Raw genomic sequence first — 2,673 nt, forward strand, 5'->3', positions numbered from 1 at the left:
GTGGGGGGGGTGTGGGGGGGCGGATAGTTCGCCTCGTGGACGTGGAAGACGGACCGGGGAGCGAGGCCGAACGCCTCGACGGACTGGACGTACTTGGACACCCGGACGAGGTTGAGGTTCCGGCGCGCGGCCAGGTCGGTGATCCAGTGCGGGGTGCGCTCGTTCACCTTGATCTCCATCACCGACAGGTGCGGCGGGATGGTGAAGCGATTCTCCGGGTGCGGGAGGGCGAAGTCGAAGTCACGGTCCCGCCCCCGCACCCGCCGGTCGAAGGTCACCCGCAGTCCGGTGTCCGCGTCACGCCCCACCAGCGCCTCACGCTGGTAGCCGGTGATCGCGGTGGGCCGCAGGTTCAGCCGCACGACCAGGTCGAGGACCTCCTGGACGAAGGCGCTCTCCCGGGCGGAGTGCTCGACAAGTTCCCGTCCGTCGCACAGCCGCCGGGCCGTGCCGTAGGGCAGCGTGATCCGGCGCTTCTGCGTGACCCGGTTGACCCGCTGCTTGATCTCCACGCACACCGGGGACTCGTCGGTCACGCCGTCGAGGTCCCCGTAGTGCCGGATGCGGAGCTTGCGGCGGAACTTCAGGCCTTCGATCCTCTCCCAGTAGAAGCGCAGCTGTGGGGTGTCGTAGTAGAGACTCCACACGCCGTAGCCTCCGACCGGGCTGTGCGCGTCCCGGTCCATCCGCTCGGCCAGCTCGTCCCTGATCCCGGCCGCCTCCTCGACCGGCACGAGGTATTTCAGCTCGAACCGGTTGAACGCGTGCAGCCTGCTGGCCACGTGCAGTGGTTCTGCCACCGCGTGCCTCCTTCGTCGTGCGATGCCGTCGACCGGCACCGCATACGGAAGCAGCGTTGTGTGAGAGAACGCCGAGAATTGCGAGGCAGTCCGGAGAGAACGCCTGGTGGCCACGGGGCGGACACGAGGCGCACCCGACCCGGGCGCGCGGCCTGAGCCGGCCGACGAACCAAGCCGGGCGGGTGCCCGGAAGCCGACAGACAACCTGCGCCCGGCTGGCGCCGGAAGCCGACAGACACCCGCGCCCGGCAGACGACCGCAACCCGGCGGGCGACGAGCCCGGTGGGAGGCGGGAGCCCGGTATGTGGCCGGAGTCCGGCGGGCGACGAGCCGGTGGGCGGCCGGAGCACCGTGGACGCCCAGGTCCCGTGGGTGGCGTCACCGCGCGTCCGCCGCTCCGGGGCGGGGGCGACGGGCGGCCTGCCGATCACGGCGTGAAAGGACCTACGCACCGTCCCCGCGGCTGATCAATACTCGAGGCGGTTGCCGGGTAACGACCTGACCTCACGTCCCGTCCCGGGAGGCATGCTCATGCGACTGCCGGAGCGCCCGGTCATCTCCGGGTTCCACCCCGACCCCAGCGTCTGCCGGGTGGGGAGCACCTACTACCTGGTCTGCTCCAGCTTCGAGTACGCCCCGGGCGTGCCGCTGTTCCGCTCCGAGGACCTGCGGACGTGGCAGAAGATCGGTCACGTCCTCGACCGGCCGTCGCAGCTCGCCCTGGACCGGGCCGGCCCCTCCGGCGGCATCTTCGCCCCGACGCTGCGGTACCACGACGGGCGGCTGTGGATGATCACCACCAACTTCAGCGACTGCGGCAGCATGCTGCTGGTCACCGCCGGCCGGCCGGCCGGTCCCTGGTCGGACCCGGTGTGGATCGACACCCCGTCCGGCGTCGACCCGGACCTGGCCTGGGACGAGGACGGCACCTGTCTGGTCACCTGGTCCGGGGTCGACGACGCCGGGCGCACCGTGATCCGCCAGGTCCCGGTCGATCCGGTCGCCGGGAAGGTGCTGGGCGAGCCGCGGCAGTTGTGGAGCGGCACCGGCGGGAAGTATCCCGAGGCGCCGCACCTCTACCGGATCGGCGACCACTGGTACCTGGTCGTCGCCGAGGGCGGCACCGACCGCGGGCACGCCGTCACGGTCGCCCGCGGTCCGTCGCCGGCCGGCCCCTTCGAGCCCTGCCCGCACAACCCGGTGCTGACCGCCCGCGGCCTCGGCACTCCCGTCCAGAACACCGGGCACGCGGACCTGGTGCGGCGCCCCGACGGCAGCTGGGCCATGGTGTTCCTCGGGGTGCGGGCCCGCGGGGGCACCCCGCACTGGCATGTGCTGGGCCGCGAGACCTTCGCCTGCGAGATTCTCTGGGACGACGACGGCTGGCCCCGGGCCGGCGAGCCGATCGAGCCGCCCGACGGGCGAGGCCCGGAGGCGCACGAGGAGCTGACCGGCGGCGATCTCCCGCTGTCCTGGGTGGCGGCCGGTGGGTTCCCGGCGGACGTGCTCGGCACCGAGGAGGGCGGAGTCCGGAGGCTGACGGCCCGCGACGGGAGCGGACGGACGTTCGTGGGCCGCCGCCAGGAACACTTCACCATGACGGCCCGCGCCTCGCTGGACCTGGACGCCTCGCACGGCGTCGGCGGTCTGGAGCTGCGCGTCGACCACCGGCACGCCGTCACCGTGGAGGCCGGCGACGGCACGATCCGCGCCGTGGCCACGATCGGCGCGGCACGTGCGGTCCTCGGCGAACTGTCGGCGAGCGAACTGACGGCCGGCGAACCGCCCACGGGCGAACCGGGGAACGGCGAACCGTCGGCGGGCCCGCGGGTGACGCTGGAGCTGCGCACGGCGCAGCCGTCCGGCCCCACCC

The 2,673-nt window shown here is 73.0% G+C and carries 2 protein-coding genes; one reads left to right on the plus strand and one right to left on the minus strand.

The features are described 5' to 3' along the window. The coding region (locus ACOV8S_RS27085) for a VTC domain-containing protein (RefSeq protein ID WP_448321325.1) at positions 1–782 on the minus strand (782 nt) is incomplete at its 3' end. A gap of 543 nt (positions 783–1,325) precedes the next feature. On the opposite strand from ACOV8S_RS27085, the gene ACOV8S_RS27090 reads away from it, so the two are divergent. Next, positions 1,326–2,673 (plus strand): family 43 glycosylhydrolase (locus ACOV8S_RS27090; protein ID WP_448321010.1); only part of this gene is annotated, 1,348 nt, incomplete at its 3' end.

Source organism: Streptomyces sp. CO7, assembly GCF_053474865.1.